The organism is Pantoea sp. FN0305 (assembly GCF_050113845.1).
GTDB classification, from domain to species: Bacteria; Pseudomonadota; Gammaproteobacteria; order Enterobacterales; family Enterobacteriaceae; genus Mixta; species Mixta alhagi.
The window spans coordinates 287,387-306,252 of sequence record NZ_JBNJSN010000005.1 but is presented as its reverse complement, the minus strand read 5'-3'; the positions used below and the strand labels follow the sequence as shown (position 1 = coordinate 306,252).

General features: G+C 53.0%; 18 protein-coding genes. 9 read left to right on the top strand and 9 right to left on the bottom strand.

All coding sequences use genetic code 11. The annotated features are described in order from the left end of the window. Window positions 1-9 precede the first annotated feature (9 nt). Window positions 10-2,055, top strand: a complete 2,046-nt coding sequence (gene prc / locus ACQE3Y_RS12480) for a carboxy terminal-processing peptidase (protein ID WP_426972364.1) — start codon at window positions 10-12, stop codon at window positions 2,053-2,055. A 238-nt stretch (window positions 2,056-2,293) separates the two neighbouring features. After that, window positions 2,294-3,175, top strand: a complete 882-nt coding sequence (htpX, locus tag ACQE3Y_RS12475; RefSeq protein WP_085071501.1) for a protease HtpX — start codon at window positions 2,294-2,296, stop codon at window positions 3,173-3,175. A gap of 96 nt (window positions 3,176-3,271) precedes the next feature. On the opposite strand, the gene ACQE3Y_RS12470 is transcribed toward htpX, so the two are convergent. Further along, window positions 3,272-4,654 (bottom strand): MFS transporter, encoded by a 1,383-nt coding sequence (locus ACQE3Y_RS12470; protein WP_426981780.1) that lies wholly within the window; start codon window positions 4,652-4,654, stop codon window positions 3,272-3,274. Between the two features lie 188 nt (window positions 4,655-4,842). Here ACQE3Y_RS12470 and kdgR point away from each other — a divergent pair, with 188 nt between their 5' ends. Then, window positions 4,843-5,634, top strand: coding sequence for a DNA-binding transcriptional regulator KdgR (gene kdgR / locus ACQE3Y_RS12465; protein ID WP_085071503.1), 792 nt, complete (start codon window positions 4,843-4,845; stop codon window positions 5,632-5,634). A gap of 48 nt (window positions 5,635-5,682) precedes the next feature. Here the strand turns inward: kdgR and ACQE3Y_RS12460 are convergent, their stop codons facing one another. Beyond that, window positions 5,683-5,925 (bottom strand): YobH family protein, encoded by a 243-nt coding sequence (locus ACQE3Y_RS12460; RefSeq protein WP_085071504.1) that lies wholly within the window; start codon window positions 5,923-5,925, stop codon window positions 5,683-5,685. 180 nt (window positions 5,926-6,105) lie between these two features. Between ACQE3Y_RS12460 and ACQE3Y_RS12455 the strand changes: the two genes are divergently transcribed. The 5 genes from ACQE3Y_RS12455 (at window position 6,106) to rlmA (ending at window position 9,274) form a co-directional block, all read left to right on the top strand. Then, window positions 6,106-6,372, top strand: coding sequence for a YebO family protein (locus ACQE3Y_RS12455; RefSeq protein ID WP_426972367.1), 267 nt, complete (start codon window positions 6,106-6,108; stop codon window positions 6,370-6,372). Between the two features lie 28 nt (window positions 6,373-6,400). Next, entirely contained in the window at window positions 6,401-7,405 is a 1,005-nt protein-coding gene (locus ACQE3Y_RS12450; protein WP_426981779.1) for an MBL fold metallo-hydrolase, read from the top strand. A gap of 536 nt (window positions 7,406-7,941) precedes the next feature. Continuing rightward, on the top strand, window positions 7,942-8,109 hold the full coding sequence (locus tag ACQE3Y_RS12445; RefSeq protein ID WP_103058347.1) for a DUF2627 domain-containing protein: 168 nt from the start codon (window positions 7,942-7,944) through the stop codon (window positions 8,107-8,109). Next, entirely contained in the window at window positions 8,096-8,305 is a 210-nt protein-coding gene (cspE, locus tag ACQE3Y_RS12440) for a transcription antiterminator/RNA stability regulator CspE (RefSeq protein WP_004386688.1), read from the top strand. The genes ACQE3Y_RS12445 and cspE overlap by 14 nt, the downstream gene beginning before the upstream one ends. Before the next feature lie 162 nt (window positions 8,306-8,467). Continuing rightward, window positions 8,468-9,274, top strand: a complete 807-nt coding sequence (rlmA, locus tag ACQE3Y_RS12435) for a 23S rRNA (guanine(745)-N(1))-methyltransferase (RefSeq protein ID WP_426972369.1) — start codon at window positions 8,468-8,470, stop codon at window positions 9,272-9,274. 9 nt (window positions 9,275-9,283) lie between these two features. Here the strand turns inward: rlmA and mntP are convergent, their stop codons facing one another. From mntP to manX, 5 genes are all read right to left on the bottom strand, one after another. Then, the gene (gene mntP / locus ACQE3Y_RS12430; protein ID WP_085072344.1) at window positions 9,284-9,853 is read right to left on the bottom strand and encodes a manganese efflux pump MntP; all 570 of its coding nucleotides are present in this window, start codon (window positions 9,851-9,853) and stop codon (window positions 9,284-9,286) included. A 381-nt stretch (window positions 9,854-10,234) separates the two neighbouring features. Continuing rightward, on the bottom strand, window positions 10,235-10,693 hold the full coding sequence (locus ACQE3Y_RS12425) for a DUF986 family protein (protein WP_426972370.1): 459 nt from the start codon (window positions 10,691-10,693) through the stop codon (window positions 10,235-10,237). Between the two features lie 85 nt (window positions 10,694-10,778). After that, window positions 10,779-11,627 carry a PTS mannose transporter subunit IID gene (locus ACQE3Y_RS12420; protein WP_426972372.1) on the bottom strand — a complete coding sequence of 283 codons (849 nt, stop codon included), beginning with the start codon at window positions 11,625-11,627 and terminating at the stop codon, window positions 10,779-10,781. An 11-nt stretch (window positions 11,628-11,638) separates the two neighbouring features. Next, entirely contained in the window at window positions 11,639-12,445 is an 807-nt protein-coding gene (locus ACQE3Y_RS12415; RefSeq protein ID WP_085071510.1) for a PTS mannose/fructose/sorbose transporter subunit IIC, read from the bottom strand. Window positions 12,446-12,510: 65 nt separating this feature from the next. Continuing rightward, entirely contained in the window at window positions 12,511-13,473 is a 963-nt protein-coding gene (gene manX, locus ACQE3Y_RS12410; protein WP_426972373.1) for a PTS mannose transporter subunit IIAB, read from the bottom strand. 520 nt (window positions 13,474-13,993) lie between these two features. On the opposite strand from manX, the gene ACQE3Y_RS12405 reads away from it, so the two are divergent. Then, window positions 13,994-15,559 carry a TerC family protein gene (locus ACQE3Y_RS12405; protein ID WP_426972375.1) on the top strand — a complete coding sequence of 522 codons (1,566 nt, stop codon included), beginning with the start codon at window positions 13,994-13,996 and terminating at the stop codon, window positions 15,557-15,559. Window positions 15,560-15,589: 30 nt separating this feature from the next. On the opposite strand, the gene ACQE3Y_RS12400 is transcribed toward ACQE3Y_RS12405, so the two are convergent. Together ACQE3Y_RS12400 and ACQE3Y_RS12395 are read right to left on the bottom strand one after the other, a co-directional pair. Continuing rightward, window positions 15,590-17,152, bottom strand: a complete 1,563-nt coding sequence (locus ACQE3Y_RS12400) for an EAL domain-containing protein (protein WP_426972377.1) — start codon at window positions 17,150-17,152, stop codon at window positions 15,590-15,592. 298 nt (window positions 17,153-17,450) lie between these two features. Beyond that, window positions 17,451-18,815 (bottom strand): L-serine ammonia-lyase, encoded by a 1,365-nt coding sequence (locus ACQE3Y_RS12395; protein WP_085071514.1) that lies wholly within the window; start codon window positions 18,813-18,815, stop codon window positions 17,451-17,453. Window positions 18,816-18,866: the final 51 nt, after the last annotated feature.

The window sequence follows — 18,866 nt, the reverse complement described above, 5'->3', positions numbered from 1 at the left end:
ACCCTGGGCATGAACAAGTTTTTTAAGATGAGCGTGATGGCGGGCCTGCTACTGGCAGGTCACGCCATTGGCGCTGATAGCATTACTCGCGCGGATCAAATCCCGCAGCTGCAGGAAGAGCCGCAGCACGCTACCGTTAGCGAACGCGTTACCTCCCGTTTTACCCGCTCTCACTACCGTCAGTTTGATCTCGATAACGCCTTCTCAGCGAAAATCTTCGACCGCTATTTGAACATGCTGGATTACAGCCACAATGTGCTGCTGGCAACCGATGTGGCGCAGTTCGCTGATAAAAAAAACACGCTGGGCGATGAGCTGCGCAGCGGTAAACTCACGGTGTTTTACGACTTATTCAATCTGGCGCAAAAGCGTCGTTTTGAGCGTTATCAGTATGCGTTGACAGTGCTGAACAGGCCGATGAGCTTTACCGGCAACGATACCATTGATACCGATCGCAGCAAGGCGCCGTGGCCGAAAAATGCCTCTGAGCTGAATGCCCTGTGGGACGCGAAAGTTAAGTATGACTGGCTCAGCCTGAAGCTGACCGGCAAGCAAGACACTGAAATCAAAGATATTCTCACCAAGCGCTACAATTCCGCTATTCGTCGTCTGGCACAGAGCAACAGCGAAGATGTTTTCCAGCTGGCGATGAATGCGTTTGCGCATGAAATCGATCCTCATACCAACTATCTCTCGCCACGCAATACCGAGCAGTTTAATACTGAGATGAGCCTTTCTCTGGAAGGTATCGGCGCGGTGCTGCAAATGGATGAGGACTACACGGTCATCAATTCAATGGTAGCGGGCGGCCCGGCGGCAAAAAGCAAAGCGCTGAGCGTTGGCGATCGGATTGTGGGCGTGGGTCAACCGGGCAAACCGATTGAAGATGTCATCGGGCTGCGGCTGGATGATGTAGTGGCAAAAATCAAGGGGCCGAAAGGCAGTAAAGTGCGCCTGGAGATCCTGCCTGCCGGTAAAGGCACCAAAACCCGTACCGTTACGCTGACGCGCGAGAAAATACGCCTTGAAGATCGCGCGGTCAAAATGAGCGTGCATAACGTCGGTAAAGATAAAGTTGGCGTGCTGGATATTCCGGGTTTCTATGTCGGCCTGACCGATGATGTGAAAGTACAGCTGCAGAAACTGGAAAAACAACACGTTGATAGCGTGGTTATCGATCTGCGCACTAACGGCGGCGGAGCGCTTACCGAAGCGGTGTCGCTTTCCGGTCTGTTTATTCCCAGCGGCCCGGTAGTGCAGGTGCGCGATAATAACGGCAAAGTCCGTGAAGACAGCGATAATGACGGCGTGGTTTATTACAAAGGCCCGCTGGTAGTATTGGTCGATCGCTTTAGCGCCTCGGCGTCAGAAATTTTTGCTGCGGCTATGCAGGATTATGGCCGTGCGCTGATTGTCGGCGAGCCAACCTTCGGTAAAGGCACCGTGCAGCAGTATCGTTCTCTGAACCGTATTTACGATCAGATGCTGCGCCCTGAGTGGCCTGCGCTGGGGTCGGTACAGTACACGATTCAAAAATTCTACCGCATCAACGGCGGCAGTACGCAGCGTAAAGGTGTTACGCCCGATCTGCTGATGCCTACCGGTGTCGAGGCGGCAGAAACCGGCGAGAAGTTCGAGGATAACGCTCTGCCGTGGGACAGCATCAATGCGGCAAGCTATACCAAATCGGGCGATTTAAGCGATCTGGTGCCTCTGTTGACCAAAGCGCATCAGCAGCGTATCGCTAAAGATGCCGAGTTCCAGTACATCATCAAAGATATTCAGCGCTATAACGCCATGAAGGACAAGCGCAATATTGTGTCGCTCAATCTTGCCCAGCGTGAGAAAGAGAACCGTGAAGATGATGCGCTGCGTCTGGAGCGGATTAACGCACGCTATAAAGCGGAAGGGAAAAAGCCGCTGGCTAAGCTTGACGACCTGCCGAAGGATTATAAAGAGCCCGATCCTTATCTGGACGAAACGGTAAATATTGCTAACGATCTGGCGCATCAGTCGCCGGAACAGCCGGGTAAAAAAGCGGCAACGGCAAAATAAATCGTCGATATAACCTCCCTTTAAAAGGCACCGCGTTGGCGGTGCCTTTTTTATTGCGCGCCATTGTTTAGCCCGGCTGTTTAATCGCATAAAGTGAGGTTAAAAAAAGATTGCGACAAAATGTAAAGTTATGTCTTTTTAAGCACTTAAACGTTAAGTATGCTTGAAAAGCTACGCGATGCCCCTACGATGTATATCCGCGCATGGGCGCTTAGTTAACTGAGGAAGATTAAAGTTTATGATGCGTATTGCTCTTTTCCTGCTGACCAACCTTGCCGTGATGTTGGTATTCGGGCTAATTCTGAGCCTGACAGGAATTCAGTCAAGCAGTGTGCAGGGCCTGATGATAATGGCGGGTCTGTTTGGCTTTGGCGGTGCGTTTGTTTCACTGCTGATGTCGAAATGGATGGCATTGCGTTCCGTTGGCGGTGAAGTTATTGAACAGCCGCGTAATGAGACGGAACGCTGGCTGATGGAAACGGTAGGGCGTCAGGCGCAGCAGGCGGGGATCGCTATGCCGCAGGTAGCGATTTACCATGCGCCTGATATCAACGCGTTTGCTACCGGCGCACGTCGCGATGCTTCGCTGGTCGCCGTCTCTACCGGCCTGTTGCAAAACATGAGCCGTGACGAAGCGGAAGCCGTGCTGGCGCATGAGATAAGCCACATTGCTAACGGCGACATGGTCACCATGACGCTGATCCAGGGCATTGTGAACACCTTTGTGATCTTTATTTCCCGTATCCTCGCACAAATCGCCGCAGGCTTTTTGTCCGGGAACCGGGAAGATGAAGAGAGCAGCAACGGCAACCCAATGGTCTATTTCGCCGTGTCCATGGTACTGGAGTTGGTGTTTGGTATTCTTGCCAGCATGATCACCATGTGGTTCTCACGTCATCGTGAGTTTCATGCTGACGCAGGCTCAGCGCGTCTGGTAGGCCGTGAAAAAATGATTGCGGCGCTGCAGCGGTTAAAAACCAGCTACGAACCGCAGGAGCCGGGCAGCATGATGGCGTTTTGTATCAACGGTAAAGGCAAATCATTAAGCGAATTCTTTATGTCGCATCCGCCGTTGGATAAACGTATTGAAGCGCTGCGCAGCGGCCAGTATCTGAAATAAAAGTCTCTGCCAGCCTGGCTGGAATAATGAAAAAACCACCTCTCAGGAGGTGGTTTTTTATTGCCTGCGGTTCAGGGATAACGGCCAACCCCGGCGTTAACTGTGCTTTTCTAGCGGCTGGCGCAGGCGCGACAGGCTGAACAGCGCGGCGAGGGTAGAAAACAGCCCCGCCAGCAGCAGTGAGGCGTGCGTACCCTGCGTATCAAACAGATTAAACATAAGCGCTACCAGCGCCGCGCCGCTGGTTTGTCCCAGCAGGCGAGCCGTGCCCAGCATACCGCTGGCACCGCCGCTGCGATGGCGTGGTGCGGCAGAAATGATGGTGTGATTATTTGGCGACTGAAACAGGCCAAAGCCCGCGCCGCATAAAATCATGCGCCAGATAATATCGCTATCCGTCGGCGCAACGGGCAACCAGGCCAGCGCAAACAGACCAAAGGCAAAAACGGCCAGCCCGATCCCACCCAACAACCCGGCATGAAAGCGTTCCAGCAGGCGTCCGGCAATCGGCGACATCACCATCGTGGCCAGCGGCCAGGGCGTCAACAGCAGACCGGTTTCCACCTCGCTTCTGCCCAGCACGCTCTGCAAAAAGAAGGGCAGGGAAACCATCGCCAGCATCTGCGCCAGAAAGGAACAGATCGAGGTGCAGATTGAAAGCGAAAAGATGGGGATACGCAGCAAATCCACCGGCAGCAGCGGAAAGGGCATTCTCAGTTGACGCCGGATAAACAGCGTGCCGACCAGCAGCAACGCCAGCAGTTCGGCCAGAATAAGCCGGTAGTCCTGGCCCTGCGCCGCGCCGCTTAGCGCTGACAGCAGCAGGCCGAAAGTCAGCGCATTCATTACCGCGCTGGTAATATCGAAACGCTGCGTTGGCGATGACTTCTGGGTGTTGTCCGGTAAAAAGCGCCAGGCCAGCGCCAGCGCCAGCATGCCCGCAGGCACGTTAATCAGAAACAGCCATTTCCAGGACGCCACTGCCAGGATCGCAGCAGCAACCGTTGGCCCCGCCGCGCTGGAGACGGCGACAATCAGCGTGTTAATCGCCATGCCGCGTCCCAGATAGCGCTGCGGATAAATAATCCGTATCAGAGCCGTATTCACGCTCATTAGCGCCGCGCCGCCAAAGCCCTGCAGAACACGGGCGAAAGTTAACATGCCGAGCGAGTCAGAAAAGGCGCACAGCAGCGAAGTAGCGCTAAACAGCAGCAGCCCGCCCTGATAGATACGCCGGTAACCCAGCAGATCGCCAAGAAAAGAAAACGACAGCAGGGAAATGATAATCGCCAGCTGATAGGCATTAATGATCCAGATCGATTCCGCCGGGCTGGCCTGAAGCTCGCGAGCAATAGTCGGGAGGGCGACGTTGGCAATGGTGCCATCAAGCACGGCAACGGTTATTCCTAAAGCAATAGCGGCTATCGCGCCATAACGACGCGGCAGCGGTAAACCGTCAGAGGATGTAGTCACAGGCATGCTTAAAATTAAAGAGGGTGAATATCACCATGCTAATGATTTTTTTAACGTGATGCATCTTAATTGCATCGAAAAGTCTTACAGATGCATCACTTGTCACGCACAAATATTGCCTGCGGCAGGAAGAGCCACGTATACTGGAAATGGCGTTCCATTTTTAATAAAACAATTTTAAAAAGGCTTTGATTATGGCGAATGTAGATGGCGATAAACAGCCCGATTCGGTCTCTTCTGTACTGAAGGTGTTTGGCATTTTACAGGCTCTGGGCGAAGAGCGTGAAAACGGCATTACCGAGCTATCGCAGCGCGTGATGATGTCCAAAAGTACCGTTTATCGTTTTCTGCAAACCATGAAGTCGCTGGGCTATGTTTCTCAGGAAGGCGAATCAGAAAAGTATGCGCTAACGCTGAAGCTGTTTGAGCTGGGTGCCAGAGCGTTGCAGAATGTCGATCTGATTCGCAGCGCAGATATTCAAATGCGCGAGCTGTCGCGGCTGACCAAAGAGACCATTCATCTTGGGGCGCTGGAAGACGATAGCATTGTCTATATTCACAAAATCGATTCGCTCTATAACCTGCGCATGTATTCGCGTATCGGACGCCGCAATCCTTTGCACAGCACTGCGATTGGCAAGGTGTTGCTGGCCTGGCGCGATCGTGCCGAAGTGCATGATATTCTGCGTGAGGTGGAGTTCCGCCGCAGCACGCCGCACACGCTGGGCAGTGAAGAAGAGCTGCTGAAAGTGCTGGATGTGGTAAAAGTTCAGGGCTTTGGCGAAGATAATGAAGAACAGGAAGAGGGGCTGCGCTGTATTGCCGTACCGGTTTTTGACCGTTTCGGCGTGGTGATTGCCGGTATGAGTATCTCTTTCCCGACTATTCGCTTTTCAGAAGAGCGCAAGCATGAATATGTCGCGATGCTGCATCGCGCAGGACGCACGCTCTCATCGCAGCTGGGCTATCACGACTATCCTTTTTAAAGAACACAAAGCGGCACCTTCAGGGTGCCGCTGTTGCTGAAGGGCAATCTAGCCGTTATTGTCCACAACCTCAGAGCTTTTTCTGAGCACAGGACAATCCGCCACGCCAATAATGCCGCTGTCGCTGTGCAGATATTGCGCTTTGATCATCCCGCGAGCCGTCAGATACTGACACTGTAAACCGATACCGGCGACATTTTTGTGGCTGCCGGTCAGGATGCCATAGCCGGTTAGCAACAGTCCCAGCCAGATGAGCGCCAGTAAACTCACAATTCGAAGCAATATTTTCATTTTATCTCCCTGTAAAAATGGCAAGCTTCCCGCTTCGTTGCCGAAAGGGGAGCAGCATAGCCTGATTGCAGGATGAAAGCGATCGGAGGAAGCTTAAAGCGATGTTCTGACGCAGCGGCTATTCATTACAGTGAATCCAGGTAAAATCGTCGGCGTAACGTAAGACAAGCAGAGGTTGTTATGAACGAATTAAATGGCGGTGGCACTCTGATGCCGCTTATCAGCAGTATTGCTTTTGCAGTGGTGGGGCTGATTGCCTGGTTTTTTGTGAATCGTGCCAGCGTGCGTGCCAGTGAACAGATTCGTCTACTGGAAGCGCTGCTGGAAGAGCAGAAAAAACAGAATGCTATCCTGTATCAGCTGACGCAGCAGGCTGCCGACGGCGAGCAACAGCAGAGGGATGATGAGCAGGACCCAGATTTCACCCGCCTGATCCCGGAGCGATAAACAGTCATTACGGCTAAGGAGCAGAAGGATGAAATGGAAAAATCCCTGGTACGACGCGGAAAAATCACACCACACGCCGGAAGGATTTTGCAATCCAGAGCCTGACCTGCGCCAGTCGGGCGATCTTCAGCGCTGGCGTAAAGAGCGTAAAGCGCAGGGAGTCCCGTTTCCTCCACACCAGGGTTATGACGCTTTTACGCAGCAGTGGCAGCAGCAGGCCGATCTGAGCGGTGAACAGGACTGCATATGGTGGCTGGGCCACGCAGCGATAATGCTGCGGCTGGATGGGCGCTACGGTTTAATCGATCCGGTATTATCGCAAAGAGCTTCGCCGCTGCGCTTTTATGGGCCGCAGCGTAAAACGCCTGCACCGTTGGCTATTAAAGATCTACCTTCTCTCGACTGGGTATTGATCTCGCATAATCATTACGACCATCTCGACAGGCCGACCCTTAACGCTATTCTGCGACGCTTCCCACAGGTCCAGTTTATTGTGCCGCTGGGGCTTGAGCCCTGGTTCCGCCGGGCAGGCGCGCGCCATGTGGTGCAGCTTGACTGGTGGCAGCAGACGCAGCGTCACGGGATAACGTTTCATGCCGTACCGGCGCGCCACTGGAGTATGCGCACCCTGTACGATCGTAATCGTTCGCTTTGGTGTGGCTGGACCATTAAAACGGAACATCTTAATTTCTGGTTTTCTGGCGACAGCGGCTATTCACCCAGTCTGCTGGACATAGCGCGTCGTCTGGGACCCTTCAATCTCGCGGCATTGCCCATAGGCGCCTATGCACCAAGATGGTTCATGCAGGCACAGCACATGGACCCACAACAGTCAGTATCATTACATCAGGCTATCGGCGCTCCGGTAACCATTCCTATCCACTGGGGAGTATTTGAGCTGGCTGATGAGGCACTGGATGAGCCGCCACAGGAGCTGGCACGGGCGCTTGAGGCGGCTAAGCAGAATAAAATGCGTTTCCGCCCCTGGAAAATAGGGGAAAGGGCCAATTTAAATAATATAAACCAGGAATAATCTGATAACAGCGAGGGATGATTTAATAGTGTAACGGTTACGCTTTAAAACGCCCTCGCCTTATTCAAAAGATCGGAATGACTTTTAAATAATAATGCTGCGTTTATTTGGGGCAGGTGAATTTATATATTCCTTTTTTTGGTGCAGCCTGGCAAATTTGCTCCCGCCAGGCAGATTACAGTGATGCTATTTCTGATATTGCATGGCCCTGAAAGCAGGCGAAGACGTTGAAAAAAGGTGAAGTAAAGTTGCCATAATTATGCAATATTCTTCCGTTACAGTGAGAAGCGGCGAAGGTAAAAACTGAGACGCACATCTCTTCAGGCCCACAGGCTGCTGGATTTCACTGCCGGACAGCAACGTAGCATGCCCGGGCGAAGGGGCGGCGTTTAACGTTTCTTAATGCATAAAACTGCAAACCTTGTAATGAATTCACAATAAGTGTGCGGCAGGTCGATCACCGTTTAAAAATTACTTGCCATAAATTATCGGATATGTGATAACGCTATTAAGCAAAACGAGGTACAGCTCTGTTTATGTATGGCATATTCAGTAAAGAAGTAATGAGTAAAGACGTTGACGTTGAATACCGCTTCCTTGCCGAACCTTATATTAGTGCCTCATTCAGTAATGTCTCTGGTTTTCTGTCAGTCGCCTTCGGGCAAATAAACATTCTAAGGAATTACAAAGATGGCAAAAATTAAAGGTCAGGTTAAGTGGTTCAACGAATCCAAAGGTTTTGGCTTCATTACTCCGGCAGACGGCAGTAAAGATGTGTTCGTTCACTTTTCTGCTATCCAGGGTAATGGCTTCAAAACCCTGGCCGAAGGCCAGAACGTCGAGTTCGAAATTCAGGATGGTCAGAAAGGTCCGGCTGCGGTTAACGTTGTCGCTATCTGATAGCCTGTTTTTCTTTTCACGCGGTGCTTTATTTACTGCGTAAAGATAAGGCAAAGGCCCTGGTCAATGACCGGGGCCTTTCTTTTTTGGCAGCTTTTGGCGGATGACGCTGTTGCCTGCAGCGTGTAAACTGCGCGCCTGATTCAGCCAGAGAAAGAGACCATGGATTATCTTTGTCCCCTCTGTCAGCAGCCATTAACGCTGGTTCATCACAGCTGGCGCTGCGCGCAACAACATCAGTTTGATCGGGCAAAAGAGGGCTACGTTAATCTGTTGCCGGTGCAGCATAAGCGCTCCAAAGAGCCCGGCGACAGCGCAGAAATGATGCAGGCGCGTCGGCAATTTCTGGATGCCGGTTACTATCAGCCGCTACAGCAGAGAGTAGCTTCTTTATTAACGCAACAGCTATCTGCGCAAGCCAGCATACTGGATATTGGCTGTGGCGAAGGTTATTACACTGCAGCGGTGGCCGATGCGTCGGGAGAGCAGGCCAGCGTTTGCGGGCTGGATGTGGCTAAGGTAGCAATTCGGGCTGCGGCAAAACGCTATCGGCATATCGATTTTTGCGTTGCGTCCAGTCATCGTCTGCCTTTTGCCGATGCTTCCCTGGACGGTGTTTTACGCATTTACGCGCCCTGTAAGGCGGAAGAGCTGGCGCGCGTGATCCGCAGCGGGGGCTGTTTGTTAACCGTAACGCCTGGTCCACGCCATCTGCTGCAGTTCAAAGCGCTGATCTATTCGCAGGTGAGATTGCATGATACGCAGCAGGAAGTGCTGCCAGGATTTACGCTGGAACTGGAACAGCAGCTGGCGTATCCGTTAACGTTAAGCGGTGCGGATGCGGTAACGCTGCTGCAAATGACGCCGTTTGCCTGGCGCGCCAGCGCGGACGTATGGCAAGCGCTACGCGACAGTGCGCAATTCAGCAGCGAGGCGGATTTTATTGTGCGTCTTTGGCGCCGTAGTTAATTGAAAATGTCAGGCAAAATGCGTCCAGAGGATCTGCGCGCCAATGGCAATCAGCACTGCGCCGCCGAGCAGTTCAGCACGCTTGCCCAGCAGCGGGCCGATCAGGCGCCCGATTAGCATACCAATAGTGGTCATGGTAAAGGTAGAGAGGCCAATCAGCAGCGCGGTCAGAACAATATTGACCTGCATAAACGCCAGACTCACGCCAATGGCCATCGCATCCAGGCTGGTGGCGATAGCGGTGGTGACCAACAGGCCCAGTCCATGCTGTTTTACCGGTTCACAAGGCGCTGCCGTGACGGGCTGCTGGCGGCAGCCTTCAATCAGCATACGTCCGCCTAAAAAGCAGAGCAGGGTAAAAGCGATCCAGTGATCCCAGCGGGCAACGAAGTGGGTAGCGAACTGGCCAAGCGACCAGCCCACCAGCGGCGTCAGGGTTTCAATAACCCCAAAAATGAGCCCGGTGCGCAGCGCTTCGCGTAATTGTGGACGTTGCAGGGCGGCGCCTTTACCGATGGCGACGGCAAACGCATCCATTGACATGCCAAAGGCAAGAATAAGCAGAGCGGAAAAAGTCATCGAAGTCGTAACCTCGGCTGGGAATACCATAACCTGACGCGCCTTCCCAACCAGACAGGCACATCGGTCAATGGTCTCGCCTACCGTAAAAGGTCGCACGCGCCACGTTGCTGTAACAACGAGTATGTTGACAGGTGCATTTCTGTATTAATAACAGAAATCGGCTACTCCCCAAGAACGGCGCTCACCTTACCACATTATCTTTTGTCTTCAAAATAAAAATAGTGTCACGACAGCTTGTATGGATATTATATGTTGCGCTGATAACAGCAGGTAAAAATAATCCTGATAATGTTAAGGGAATGATGATGAAATAAAAAAGGCACACACTTTATGTGCAATGTTATAGCCTGTTGAATATGCCTTTTGCTATATTTTATCTTATTGATTTTCAATCATTACATGGTGGATTTTTTCCAGATCGTCCAGTTCCCTGACCCTGATTAACAGGTTTCGTTGTTCCAGTTGAATAACCAGAATGCCATCCTCTGATAAATTCATACCTTTTATACGGTCATAATTAACCCAGGCATTCTCGAAGAAAAGCCCCTGCTTTTTTAGTAATAACTGCGGGGTGCGGATCCATGAGAGATAAACCGAAACGACAATGAGTGCCATCAATAATGTCGTGGTTATTACCGGTCCCTGTTGGGCTACGTTATTATAAATAAGAATCATTATCAGGGCGATAAAAATAATATTATCGACTTTGCTGCGGCGCTGTAGGGGAACCTGCAGCAGCGTTGGGCCGTGACGACGTGGCATCATCCACTGATCGTAAACGGCGTACAGCAGCAGCAGAGCGATAAACAGCACCAGAACAATGTCAGTTAATGACATAAAGACTCCTCAGATAACGCCGGCAGAGGGAGCTGAATAAAAAAACGGCCAGCCGTGGCAAGCGACTGACCTTCTGAAGCGCGGGTTACAGGCCCAGCAGGCCAATCCAGTAACCGAAAATCCCGATAGCAAAGAAGCCAATGATGATCCACAGCGCATTCACTTTGCGACGTAACAGCCACATACAGCCAAAAGTGAGCAGCAGCGGTACCAGCCCCGGCATCAGCTGATCCAGAATTGTTTGTACCGTGGTAACGGTGGTTTGACCGGTTTGGTCGGTAATACGTGAAACCACCAGCGGGATGTTAACATGAGTCCACTTGTTAACCAGCGCCCCCATAACAAACAGGCCGAGAATTGACGCCCCCTCCGTAAGCTTTTGCAGGAAGCCGCCACCCATATCATTAACGATATCTACCCCTTTTTTGTAGCCATACGCCACGCCGTAGTAACGAAACAGCAGACGTACCGCGTTAAACAGCACAAAGAACAGTAGCGGGCCAAGCAAACTGCCGGTCATGGCGATACCGGCACCCAGCGCAGCGAAGACCGGACGCATGGTGCCCCAGAATATGGGATCGCCGACACCCGCCAACGGTCCCATCAGGCCCACTTTGATGCCGTTGATCGCGGCATCGTCAATGGGCGCGCCATTGGCCCGCTGCTCTTCCATCGCCAGCGTGACGCCCAGAATAGGCGCGGCCGGATAGGGATGAGTATTAAAAAACTCCAGGTGACGCCTGATGGCCTGACGACGCTCTTCGTTATTTTCCGGGTAGAGCCGACGGATAGCGGGGACCATCGAGAAGCAGAAGCCCAGCGCCTGCATACGTTCGAAATTCCATGAGCCCTGAAAAAGATTGGAGCGCAGAAAGACGCTACGCACATCGCCGCGCGTCAGTTTTTTTGCCGTTGCTGTAGTTGTATCTACCATTTGCATACCCCTTAATCTAATTCGTTATCCAGGTCGTTCCGGGCCGGGCCTGAGGCAGGCGCAGCGCCACCAGCGGCACGGTTATATTTGGGACTGAGCTGAATATAGAGCGCAGCCATTACCGCGCCAATCACGCCCAGCGCAACCAGGTTGAAATCGGTAAAGGCGGCGGTAACAAAGCCCAGGTAGAAAAACGGCATCAGATAGCCAGCGCGCATCATATTAATTACCATCGCGTAGCCCACGACCACAATCATGCCGCCCGCAATATTCAGACCGTTGGTAACCACTTCCGGGATGGCGTTCAGCATATTCTGGACCGCGTCGGTACCTACCGATACCGCCACAATCACTGCGGGGATAGCGATACGCATTGCCTGCAGAATCAGCGCGGTGACGTGGATCCATGAAATGGCGGTGAGGTTACCTTTATCGGCCGCTTTATCTGCCGCGTGCTGGAAAGCAACGGTGATGGTACGCACGATAATGGTTAACACCTGACCTGCAGCGGCCAGAGGGATCGCCAGGGCGATACCGGCACCGATGCTCTGACCGCCGGCAATCACCAGGATGGTGGAAATGATCGAGGCCAGCGCGGCGTCTGGTGCGACGGCTGCGCCGATATTCATCCAGCCCAGCGCGATCATCTCCAGCGTACCGCCGATAATGATGCCGGTTTTCATATCGCCCAGCACGGCGCCGATTAAGGTACAGGCGACCAGCGGCCGGTGAAACTGGAACTCATCCAGAATGGATTCCACACCGGCAATACAGGCGACAATAAACACCAGCGCAATTTGTAGAGTGGTGACTTCCATTGCACTTCTCCTGTGACAGAGTAAAACTGCATGAAACCTGAAATATCAGGCGCGTGGGATGGCGATCAGTGGTTCATTTTGGCGATCAGGTCCATCATTTTCAGTCGTGGATCGTTGGAGACTTTTCTGACTTCCAGTTCGATACTGCGAGCGTTGAGTTTTTTAAACGCTTCGATATCGTTGTCATCCACAGAAACAGCGTTGTTGACCTGCGTTTTCCCCTGGCGGAAGGCCATGCCGCCAATGTTGACTGATTTCACCTCAACGCCTTGCTCAACGACCCGCACTACATCGGTCGGATTGGTGAACAGCAGCATGACGCGATCGTGGGCATACTTCGGGTTATTCCAGACGCGTACCATTTTATCGACATCCACCACGTGTGCGCTGACGCCTGGCGGCGCCACCTGGGTGAGCAGTGTTTTACGCACCTTATCGGCTGCCACTTCATCACTAACGACGATGATGCGGTTGACGTTGGTCTCCTTGGTCCAGCGCGTCGCCACCTGACCATGGATCAGACGGTCATCAATACGCACCAGGCCGATTTTCATATGATCTTCCGGGCCCAGCACCGGCTGCGGCGCGGCTGAACGCGCAGGGGCCGCTGGCGCCGCAACCGGTTCAGGCGCTTTGGCTTTCAGCGCTTTCACGCCTTCACGGCCGGTTTCCACCGCAATGGCGACCAGCTCGTCAAACGCAGGATCGTCATCCCGAGCCATCAGGGTTTCCACCAGCATAGGAATATTGACGCCCGCGATAACCTCATGTTGCTCTTTATCCACGACGATACGGCTCGCCGCGTTGAACGGACTCCCTCCCCAGGTGTCGACCAGAAAAAGCACGCCTTTGCTGGTATCGAGCTCAGCGAGACGCGCGTGGTATTTTTCAATCAGGGTTTCAGCATTTTCACCGGGCACGAAATCGATCCAGCCAATGTTTTGCTGCTCACCTAATAGCATTTCGGCGGTTTTGAGCAGCTGCTCCGCCGCCCAACCGTGTGTGCCGATTACAATAGCAATAGTCACTTGCTACCTCCGTTTTCATTATTGAGCGATTCAGTCCAAAACCGATTCGCCAACGTTGTTATCCGGGCGTTGCTGTTTCAACGGTAATGAACATGCAGGCCTTACCGTCAGCGGAGCGCTTCTTTTTATATAACTGACAACCTAAAGATAACTTCGGGATTTATTTTAGTGAGTGAAAAAATAAATTTTGTGACCCGCCTCAGTTATTTACAGGCTTATCATTTCGATACGAATAATTAGTAGAAGTAATCAAGATGCGTAAATTTTTATTAACCATGAGAAATTATTTTGACGACCCTGGGGCAACTGCTAATATCATTGCCTCTTTTTCAATACAGGAGTAACGGGCCTCAGCCCTCCCTATGGACTGTCACCGACGTCTTTTATTCACGCCACCGGGTCATCCGGCTTCTTTGTTAACGCCTTCTGGCGTCACTCTTGGTTCTGCTTTCCTGTTCTGCCGCGCTACGGTTATTGAACCCGGCGTTCGGTTTTCCTGCTGCATTTTTCGGAGTCTGTAATGGAATTTCTTTTAGACCCTTCGATTTGGGCCGGTCTGCTGACGCTTATTGTTCTGGAGATCGTGCTGGGGATTGATAACCTGGTTTTTATCGCTATCCTCGCCGATAAGCTGCCGCCAAAGGAGCGTGACAAAGCGCGTCTGATTGGCCTGTCGCTGGCGCTGCTGATGCGTCTGGGCCTGCTGTCGTTAATCTCCTGGATGGTAACCCTGACGCGACCACTGTTTAGCATTGGGCAGTTTAGCTTTGCCGGACGCGATCTTATTCTGCTGGCGGGCGGTTTCTTTTTGCTGTTCAAGGCCACGATGGAGCTGCATGAGCGGCTGGAAAACCATCCGCACAACAGCAACGGTAATAAAAGCTACGCCAGCTTCTGGGCGGTGGTGGCTCAGATTGTGGTGCTGGACGCTGTTTTCTCGCTGGATGCGGTCATTACCGCCGTGGGTATGGTGAATCATCTGCCGGTGATGATGACCGCCGTGGTGATCGCGATGGGCGTTATGCTGCTGGCCTCCAAACCGCTAACAAATTTCGTGAATGCGCATCCAACCGTGGTGGTGCTCTGTCTGAGCTTCCTGCTGATGATTGGTCTGAGCCTGGTCGCAGAAGGGTTTGGTTTCCATATTCCTAAAGGGTATCTCTATGCGGCGATTGGCTTCTCGATTCTGATTGAGTTGTTCAACCAGATCGCCCGGCGTAATTTTATCCGTCATCAGTCGCATCGCCCCATGCGTGAACGTACCGCAGAGGCGATCTTACGTCTGATGGGCGGACGTCGTGGCGGGGCAGCAAACGTGGAAGCGGGGCAGAGTACCGTAGAAAACCCGAAGCTGCCGCAGGAAACCTTCAAGGATGAAGAACGTTATATGATCAACGGCGTATTAACGCTGGCCTCACGCTCGATTCGCAGCATCATGACGCCACGCGGAGAAATTTCCTGGGTGGATGCCACTAAGCCGCTGGATGAGATCCGCATGCAGTTGCTGGATACGCCGCACAGCCTGTTCCCGGTTTGCCGTGGCGAGCTGGATGAGGTTATCGGCATCGTGCGTGCCAAAGATCTGCTGGTGGCGCTGGAGCAGGGCATGAATATTCATACTTTCGCTGCCTCATCGCCGCCGCTGATCGTGCCGGAAACGCTGGACCCCATTAACTTACTGGGCGTGCTGCGACGGGCAAAAGGCAGCTTTGTGCTGGTGACCAATGAATTTGGTGTGGTACAGGGGCTGGTGACGCCGCTGGATGTGCTGGAAGCGATCGCCGGTGAGTTCCCGGATGAAGATGAAACGCCAGATATTGTTGTTGATGGCGATAGCTGGCTGGCAAAAGGCGGCACCGATTTGCATTCGCTACAGCAGCGGCTGGACTACTTCGATCTGGTTAAGCCGGGCGATGATTACGCTTCGCTGGCCGGCCTGCTGATTGCACAGAAAGGTCAACTGCCGCTGCCGGGAGAGACGATCGATATGCCGCCGTTGCATTTCATGATTGTCGAAGCGACCGATTATCGTATCGATCTGGTGCGTATCATCAAGGATCGGCCGCAGGACGAAGAAGAAAGTTAATGCGATAGCCGGGACAGCGGGTCCCGGCAGTTACTCTGGCAGGCTGGCCTGATGCTGGGCCAGCCATGCCGGAAACGCCTCCAGCGGCATCGGACGAGCATAGTAGTAGCCCTGTAAGGTATCCACACCGCGCTGGCGCAAATAGCTGGCCTGCTCGGCGGTTTCCACGCCTTCCGCCACCAGCCTGATATGCAGGCGCTGCGCCAGAGAAATCACCATATCAGTTACCGTTGCGTTAATCGCATCGGTGCCAATGGCAGCGGTAAAAATCTTATCCAGCTTCAACACATCCGGGCTTAAGGTTCTCAGATAGGAAAGCGAGCTGTGGCCGGTGCCAAAATCGTCAATCGCGACCCTGATGCCTGACTGTTGCAGCTGCGCCACCACACTCTGATCCATCAACGGCAACGCATCACGCTCCGTTAACTCCACCACTAATCGTGGTAGCGGATTAGCTGGCCACCAGATTTTTTGCAAGTCATCAATGATGGCCTGGTTATGGAAATGGCTGGCGGCAACGTTAATAGCAATATGAAAATCAGCGGTCTGCGGCAGCTGCGGCAAATGGCGCACGGTTTCGTTAAGGACAAAGCGGGTCAGTGGGGCAATAAGATTGTGACGCTCGGCCAGCGGAATAAACAGATCCGGCGGTATCCAGCCCTGACGCGAGTTATGCCAGCGTAACAAAAGCTCAATGCCGTCGCAGTTACCGGTGCGGCTATCGATAAGCGGCTGGCAGTAAACCATAAATTCATGCGCAGAGAGACCATAGCCGATTTGCCAGGAGAAGCTCATGCGGTTAGCTGTCGCCAGCCAGACAATATAGCCGGTTAGCAGGCTAAGCAGCAGGGCGAGCGGCAGCTGTGAAGGCAGTGACAGCAGAGCCAACTGGGTGGGTGCTGGCCCGTACAGGATAATGGTAAAAGGGTAGCGCAACGAACTCTGTTGATAGCCGACTTCACCTTCTGCCGGGCGGGTATTTTCAATTAGCGGATTACCGTACTCCAGGCTTTTGCCACCGATATTAAACACCGCGCGCTCTACCCAGGGCTGCGTTGGCTCCAGCAGATAACGGCTCATCAATTCGATATTGATGACCTGCAAAATGCCGCTGCGATTATCCAGCGAACTGGCGGTCCAGAGCAGTAAAATCGGCGATCCTTTGATCAGAACGTTGTCCACGCCCAGCGTCATGCGCTGATTATCTACTGCCAGCTCGGGGTAAGCTTCATTGAAGATGAGCGATTGTTCGCCAAACACGCTGGAGCAGTAAACACGATTCTTATCCACTAACAGGATGGCGCGTACGGTTTGCATGGCGGAGATTTTTTCATGCAGCAAAAAGCGAATATCGTTGCATTTAAGTCCAACCAGGCCGACGGTGTTATTTGCTGCTACGTCCAGCGGTGAGAAAAGGCGATCGAAACGCTGAATAGCGTTACTGGCAAACTGTTGCGACTGCTGCTCTATCCGCTTTTTTTCTTCTAAGTAGCGAAAGGTTAGTGTAAGGATAAGCACCAGTGCAGCGACTATCGACGCGATAAACAGCCTTTTACGGCGAAGTTGTCCAATAATCTGCTGGGATATTTGCATCCGTAGCCACCCTTTACACCCAAATAAAATTCCGACATTTCCATATCGGCATCAGCGGCATTAAGTTTAGCGACGTTGGAGAAAAAGACGCGTCTGTGGGAGTAAGCGTTGAGCCTCAGAGAGCAACAGCAAGCCGTCCCGGCTGAATCATGTTGCGGGTGTGATGAAGCGACCTGAAAGGGGAATTAATACAAGGAGGCTGTGCAGGCAGGGCGGCACCTGATATCCATGCGCGGACAGCCAGGCACCTTATCATAAGCCTGAGCCGCGCTCCAAACGCGGCTCAGACGAGCGATATTTAATCGCACTGCACCTTGATTGCCAGTCCGCCGCGTGAGGTTTCGCGGTATTTGGCGTTCATATCTTTGCCGGTCTCGTACATCGTCTCGATCACTTTATCCAGCGACACACGCGGCTCGCTGGTACGGCGCAGCGCCATGCGCGCCGAGTTGATCGCTTTTACCGAAGCGATAGCGTTACGCTCAATGCAGGGAACCTGCACCTGACCGGCAACCGGATCGCAGGTCAGACCAAGGTTATGCTCCATACCGATCTCTGCAGCAACACATACCTGTTCCGGGCTGGCACCCAACAGCTCTGCCAGGCCTGCCGCCGCCATGGAGCAGGCCACGCCCACTTCGCCCTGACAGCCGACTTCCGCGCCGGAGATGGAAGCATTCATTTTATACAGCGTGCCGACAGCACCCGATGCCAGAAAATAGCGAATGAAAATATCGGGGCTTACCGATTCGATAAAATGATCGTAATAGGCCAGTACCGCAGGCACGATGCCGCAGGCACCGTTAGTCGGCGCAGTCACAACGCGTCCACCGGCAGCGTTCTCTTCATTCACCGCCAGTGCAAACATATTCACCCAGTCGATAACGATCATCGGATCGTTAGAGTGCTTGCCGGAAGAGACCAGCATCCGGCGCAGCGCAGCCGCACGGCGCGGAACCCGTAGCGGGCCAGGCAGTACGCCTTCGGTATTCAGTCCACGATCGATACAGTCGCGCATCGTCTGCCAGACGGCAGCAAAATAGCTCTCGATCTCCTGGCGGCTATGCAACGCCAGCTCATTCTTCATCACCAGGCCGGATACAGAAAGCCCGGTCTCGCGGCAGTGCGCCAGCAGCTCTTTCGCTGAGTTAAACGCATAAGGCACCGAAACTTCATCCAGCACCGGTTCGCCAAAATGCTCGTCATCCACGATAAAACCGCCGCCAATGGAGTAATAGGTTTTACTGTAGATGCAGGTTTCGCCAGCGAACGCATGGATGCGCATAGCGTTTTCATGGCGAGAAAGGTTTTCACTGCGGAAATTCATGCCGCCTTCGCGCGGAAAATCGACCTCATGCTGACCGTTTGCCAGCAGCAGACGCTCGCGCTGTTCAACATCACGAATAAAGGCAGGGATCGCATCAATATCCACGCTTTCAGGCGAGGCGCCGGAAAGCCCCATAATAATGGCGATATCGGTATGGTGTCCTTTACCGGTGAGCGAAAGCGAGCCGTAAACCTCCACGGCGATGCGCGTAACGTCCAATAGCCGGTTATCCCGGCTCAAATCATCGACAAACTGTTTGCCGGCTTTCATTGGGCCCAGGGTATGGGAACTCGACGGGCCAATGCCGATCTTAAACATGTCGAAAACGCTAATCACGCTATACGCTCCTTAACTATTAATCTCGCAGCACAATGCACTGCCTGTATA